The sequence below is a fragment of the Flavobacterium aerium genome (assembly GCF_030766725.1).
Taxonomy (GTDB): domain Bacteria; phylum Bacteroidota; class Bacteroidia; order Flavobacteriales; family Flavobacteriaceae; genus Flavobacterium; species Flavobacterium aerium.
Window position 1 is genome coordinate 309,865 of sequence record NZ_JARQWR010000005.1, and the last position, 6,000, is coordinate 315,864.

The 6,000-nt window shown below is 30.1% G+C and carries 7 protein-coding genes and 1 pseudogene; all 8 read right to left on the reverse strand.

The features are described from left to right. Positions 1-312: 312 nt before the first annotated feature. Positions 313-513: pseudogene (locus P6733_RS17990) on the reverse strand (RHS repeat-associated core domain-containing protein); the annotation flags it as partial. A 245-nt stretch (positions 514-758) separates the two neighbouring features. Beyond that, positions 759-1,346, reverse strand: a complete 588-nt coding sequence (locus P6733_RS09195) for a hypothetical protein (protein WP_306352563.1) — start codon at positions 1,344-1,346, stop codon at positions 759-761. Beyond that, positions 1,346-1,489 carry a hypothetical protein gene (locus P6733_RS09200; protein ID WP_306352564.1) on the reverse strand — a complete coding sequence of 48 codons (144 nt, stop codon included), beginning with the start codon at positions 1,487-1,489 and terminating at the stop codon, positions 1,346-1,348. The genes P6733_RS09195 and P6733_RS09200 overlap by 1 nt, the downstream gene beginning before the upstream one ends. 173 nt (positions 1,490-1,662) lie before the next feature. Continuing rightward, positions 1,663-1,986, reverse strand: a complete 324-nt coding sequence (locus tag P6733_RS09205) for an immunity 53 family protein (protein ID WP_306352565.1) — start codon at positions 1,984-1,986, stop codon at positions 1,663-1,665. 475 nt (positions 1,987-2,461) lie between these two features. Further along, the gene (locus tag P6733_RS09210) at positions 2,462-3,001 is read right to left on the reverse strand and encodes a hypothetical protein (RefSeq protein WP_306352566.1); all 540 of its coding nucleotides are present in this window, start codon (positions 2,999-3,001) and stop codon (positions 2,462-2,464) included. Further along, the gene (locus tag P6733_RS09215) at positions 2,988-4,055 is read right to left on the reverse strand and encodes an RHS repeat domain-containing protein (protein WP_306352567.1); all 1,068 of its coding nucleotides are present in this window, start codon (positions 4,053-4,055) and stop codon (positions 2,988-2,990) included. The genes P6733_RS09210 and P6733_RS09215 overlap by 14 nt, the downstream gene beginning before the upstream one ends. A gap of 361 nt (positions 4,056-4,416) precedes the next feature. Continuing rightward, on the reverse strand, positions 4,417-4,887 hold the full coding sequence (locus P6733_RS09220; protein ID WP_306352568.1) for a DUF6843 domain-containing protein: 471 nt from the start codon (positions 4,885-4,887) through the stop codon (positions 4,417-4,419). After that, positions 4,887-6,000 (reverse strand): RHS repeat domain-containing protein (locus P6733_RS09225; protein ID WP_306352569.1); only part of this gene is annotated, 1,114 nt, incomplete at its 5' end. The genes P6733_RS09220 and P6733_RS09225, both read right to left, overlap by 1 nt.

Genomic DNA, 6,000 nt, shown 5'->3' on the forward strand with positions numbered 1-6,000 from the left:
ACTACCTTCAATTTTGACAACACCATCAGCTCCTTTAACGACTCCATGAGTACCATCACTTGCACTTGGTCTTGTAAGTCTATAAGTTTCTGCCGCATTTCCAATTGCTTCAACATCAGTCAGAGATTGATTTAATAATTTAACTTTTTCACTATTTTCCATAAGTTTGCCTTCAAGTTTAGCTAATTTTTTATCACTTAAACCTCCCTTATCAATTTGAGCCTGAATTTTTATACTATTTTTTTCTGTGCTTTCAATTCTATTATTAATAGATCTATTTAATCTATCTGCTTGGGTAGGATCTTCCCAAATCATCCCTGTTGGGTCAGTGAACCGAATAGGATTATTTGTTACATATGCATAAGGTGATATTCCAACTTGTTTTGGATGGTTAGCCAACGGATCAGGTTGCCACCAACGTCCAATAGTAGGATCATAATTACGCGCTCCATAATCATACACTCCAAGTCCTAATTCTTCTTGTAACTCTTTTCCATTGTATTTATAGTTATATAGGGAAGGAACGAGGTTGTTAAAGACGACCGGAAGCAATGCCGGCATATTATTGGCATTGCTTTGCCACAGGATCAACGTATTATTATAATTGGTATGTTTTAATCCAAAAGGATAATAATTGTTTTCCTCCAGTATGGTAAGAACGTGTGTTTGCGAATCCAAGCCATAACTCAATTTAGTTATAACTAATAATTGATGTGGTTAAAAAAAACCACTTCATGAAGAAGTGGTTTTAATTGAATTTATATTTTCTTTTTTATTTGACAGTTTTTTAATTTTGAAAAATGCTCAATTTTAAAAGGGACAATGTAGTCTTTTATATTCTTACATTCATAGATTTCATTAGGATAAAAGGAAATGTTTTCAATAGTGGTTAGTTTTATATTATATTTAATAAAAGAACCGTTTAATTTAATTCCTTTAATTGATATTTTTTCTCCGCTTTTTAAATAAAAATCTAAGATATTTTTTTTTGAAAGTTTTTTAATACTTCCATTTAATTTCCCAATGAATATTAGGTCTTCTTTTGAATCTATTTTTATAGAATTACAATTTTTAAAATAATAGGCTCTATTTGTTATAAATGAAGGAACAAAATAATTATGATGATATAAATCATCAATAAACTTTTTTAGTGATTCGTTGCAATAATTAGAAAAATTAATATTTTTTCCAATTACATTAAAAAATAAAGGTTCAACATTATCTGTGAAAATGGTAATTTCGAAATATTCGAAATCTTCATTAATAATAGAACATTCGTTCTTTTCTTGAGAATAACTATTTATGAAAAAACATAAAATAATTAAAATTGTACTATAAGTTTTCATTATTTTTTAGGTAAAAAATTATCGTTAGCAATTTGATTAATATCTTTTTGAGAAACATCTTTTGGGGGGTAATTCATAATTCCTTGATTTCCACCAGTTCCTTTTGGATGGGTAAGTCCTAAGGTATGGAAAATTTCTATCATAATTGTAGCCTAGATGCATAGTAAACGATTTCTGATATTGTGATAAAAAACGGCAAAATATTATTATACTTGCCGTTGATATTAACCCTGGGTATCTTTTTTAGTATTGAATTAATTTAGTTATCATATAAAGTCAAAGCACATTGATTTGGGAATAGTATTATTATAATGTGTTAATTCATATTGTTAAAAATAAATGAATTATCAATTTTTTTATTTTCAACAATTTGTTTGAAAATTAAAATCATTAATTCCAGTTTTTTCGGATCTCCTGATGCAAAATATATATCATTTTCAATCTTATACCCAACCCAACTATTTTTTGAAATTTCTATTAATTCCCATTTCTGTGAGTACATTGTAACAGTAGTATTAGTCAAATCAATTTCAATGCTCCAACCAGGATTATCTAGAGTTTCAATTCTAATTCCATAATCATGTTCCCAATCAGAATCACACTGACTCTGATACCAATCTTGTAACCAGTTTATTAGCATAATAATTTATTTATTTAGGCATGTCTACACCTGAGAACAAGTATTAATATGAACAATTTATTCTTTAAAATTCCAGTCATTTTTTTTATATAATTGATAAGCATTATTTTTAGTCACATAGTCGCCAGAAGAATCTCTTTCATTTCCTCCTGGACCTGTATGTCTTATTTCATGCATTAAAACCATTCCATATCCTAGAGTTCTATTGTCTAATTCAGAAGGAGTTCCGCTAATAAATGCATCAATTTGTTTTGCTCCTAAACCAATTTGTGTTCCTCCAACTTCAGTTGCCGATCTTATGTAGATCGAAATGATAAGATTTGACTAGAGATAGTATAAAAAAATCACTTCATCAAGAAGCGATTTTTTATGTTTATTAAAGAATGATAAAATAATTTTTATTCTATTTTACAAAATAGCAATCGTTGTTCAATATTATTAAAAGATTCTAATTAAATTTTGAATAAAAGGATTGTTAATTTTTATCAATTAAAACATTATTTCCTGAATAATCATTTTGCATTACATAATAATTGTTTTTAAAAAAAAGATACATAATACTCTGTTTAATGTTAAGTTCTAAATCTTTCTTTAAATAATATTTCCTTATTGTATTAGAACTTTCACAATAAGAGTCTTTTAAATAGACAATCCCTTTTTGTTTGAATTCATTCATTATTATTTTATTAAGCTTGAAAGAATCTATAGAATTCTTTTCAAGCTCCTCTTTTGATAGTAAATCATTATTTATTGCATCAATAAGAAAACTATCAAAGTCTTTAAACTTTTTGTATCTTTTATTTTTGATTGAGTACAATTGTCTCAAACTAGTTATATATATGACGTCTTTTTTCATTATGAAAATCATTAATGATTCATTGACAATAGGTAATTCAAAATTTACATCATTTGATAGATTTTGAATAAATTTTTCGTTATTAGAAAGTTCTTTTTTACAACTAATTGTAATAAGTAATAAAACAAAAAATAGTACTTTGAATTTATTTATTAACATCTTTGATTTGTTTATTATTTGGAGGGTTTTTTAATTTATTTGGATCAATTTCTTTACCACCATATGTAGTTTTATGTTTTTTACCAAGTATGTCGTTAGCTCTATTTTCATTATAAACGGCTCTTATTTCTGCGGGATCATTTTCATCATTACCTCTTGCATTATCTTGCATGTTCCCTATGTCATGATCAAATTGATGTCTCATTTCATGAACAACAGTTTGAAAAACGTCTTTACCAGTTTCTGCATCGAAATCAAATTCTGTTTGTGTACTTGCAGGTTTTCCAAAATAAGAATTATCTCTATCTAAAGTACTTACAGCATTTTCTCCATTTGGGCTTCTTTCGATATAATGCTTCTGATTACTTGTCTCTAATTTATGTAATTGAGATTTTAATGTTCTGTCATTTGATTTCATAATTGTCCTGTAAGAAGCTAATACGTTATACATTGTCTTACTTATGCCTTCTTTTCCAGGATTATACCTTTTACCATTTTCATGATAAAAATTACCATTTCTATATTTAAATTGCTCTTTTACAGAGCCGTCATCATTTCTAATCAAGAAAATTATATCTTCTGGTAACATTCCATCAGGATCAGTAAACCTCATAGGATTATTAAATACATAATTATAAGGACTATATCGTCTCATTTTCTCGGCCAGTGGGTCAATGTTCATCCAACGTCCTAAAGCAGGGTCATAATTGCGTGCTCCATAGTCATATACCCCAAGCCCTAATTCATTTTGTAACTCTTTCCCATTGTATTTGTAATTATATAGAGAAGGAACGAGGCTATTAAAGGCGACCGGAAGCAATGCCGGCATATTGTTGGCATTGTTTTGCCACAGGATCAACGTATTATTATAATTGGTATGCTTTAATCCAAAAGGATAATAATTGTTTTCCTCCAGTATGGTAAGAACGTGTGTTTGCGAATCCAAGCCATAACTCAATCGTACATTCCCTAAATGATCGGTATAATTGAATACATAATTATAACTCCCTTGGGTATAATTGACATAACCCTCCGCATGCGGGAAGAATTTCAAGGTATTGTTGTAATACTGAAATCCCTGAGAATAATCCGTTTTTGCCAGTATACCATTTTCGGTTACGACCTTTTGGATTTTAGTTCCATCGTCCGTATAAAGATATCCAATTTGGTTTCCATTTGCAAAAATTACATTTTATTTTCATGACCTAATTTGATACACTAAGGTACAACAAAAGCATTTTAAGGCTTTTTAAAATATTAAAAACAGAAGAGACGACCTGGTGGTCGTCTCTTTTACTATTCAAAAATTACAAATTTATATTCTCTTTCAGTTAGTTAAATAGCTAATATGTAAAAACAGCTAATGTGATACACTACCATATAAATTTAAATCACAACTATGGAACATTAACGATTTATTTTCCAAGTTTATTATAGTCAATACTATCTGCAGCTTTTATTGCATTCTCAATTTCTTTTTTATTTCCTATATAATAATTAGTAAATTTTATAGTTTCAGTTCCTTCAAGATTTTTATTGACAGTACCAGTAGTACCCCCAAAACATACTGTACTGTCATTAGGTACTTCTTTAAAATCAAATTTTAAAGGTAATTTGTTATTCGATGATATTTTCTCGTAATAGAATTCGGGAAATTCAGACCACCCATAATCAGCATCGAATTGAGTTTTTAATATTCCAGAAGGTGGTATACGATAAATTCTTTTATCGTTTTCGTATAACGTTGGTGTACCATTTTTTTGGTTATAAACCACAATTATGTAACCCTTGTAATTTTCAGGTAGTATATAAACTGAATTTTCTTTTTTAGAGCAACTTATTGAACATGCTAAGAATAGCAAAATTATTATAATTTTTGTTTTCATTAAAACGATTTTTTTACTTGATTATTCCATTCGTCAACTGTATAGTTTTTATCACCTTGAGAAACTCCTGTAAAATTACCACTCTTATCGATATTGATAATCATATTTACAGTAAATGTAGGTCGCTTATTTTCACCGAAAAGATTTGGCAAGCCACCTTCTTCCTTATGCGCTCCCAGTAACAAATTTGTCTTACCTGATTGGTCTGTAATGAATGCTTCTGTACTTGGGAAAGCATCACCTGTAAATCTACCTGTAACACTCAACATTCCACCTTCTAAATTTTCAATGATATCTAAACTTCCTTGCACATCTAAATCAGGGGTAACAACTCCAGGAGTGATAGGGTCTTTTGCTGAATGCGCAAAATCTAATGACAAAGCATTATTCGCTTTACTTATATTTTTTATTGAAGATGTCGGTTGCGGAGTTTCGACCATTGGCGGGATATAAGGTCCATTTGCTGGATTTCCAGCTCCATAAAAAAGAGTTGCGTCACTTCTGGAAACTGGATTACTAACTCTTCCCTTAGCAGGGTCAACAGTAAACCTACTTTCAACTCTTGAAGTTGCATATGGTGAATTCTGCGTTGAAGGACCTCTTCCATCACCTCTAAAAGTTCCACCACCAACCGAAGATGCTGATATGAAAGAGCGAATATGTATCGGCCACGGTAGTGCCCCGTCAGGGTCTACAAAAAGTATTGGGCTATTTAAAGCATAATTATACGGAGACTGATTTGGCATTAATTCGCTTTTTGGGTCAATATTAAACCATCGACCAATTGCGGGATCATAATTACGTGCTCCATAGTCATAAATGTTAAGCCCCAGCTCGTCTTGCAGCTCCTTGCCATTGTATTTATAATTATATAGAGAAGGAACGAGGTTGTTAAAAGCTACCGGCAGCAATGCTGGCATATTGTTGGCATTGCTTTGCCACAGGATCAACGTATTATTATAATTGGTATGCTTTAATCCAAAAGAGTAATAATTGTTTTCCTCCAGTATGGTAAGAACGTGTGTTTGCGAATCCAAGCCATAACTCAATCGTACATTCCCTAAATGATCGGTATAATTGAATACATAATTATAACTCCCTTGGGTATAATTG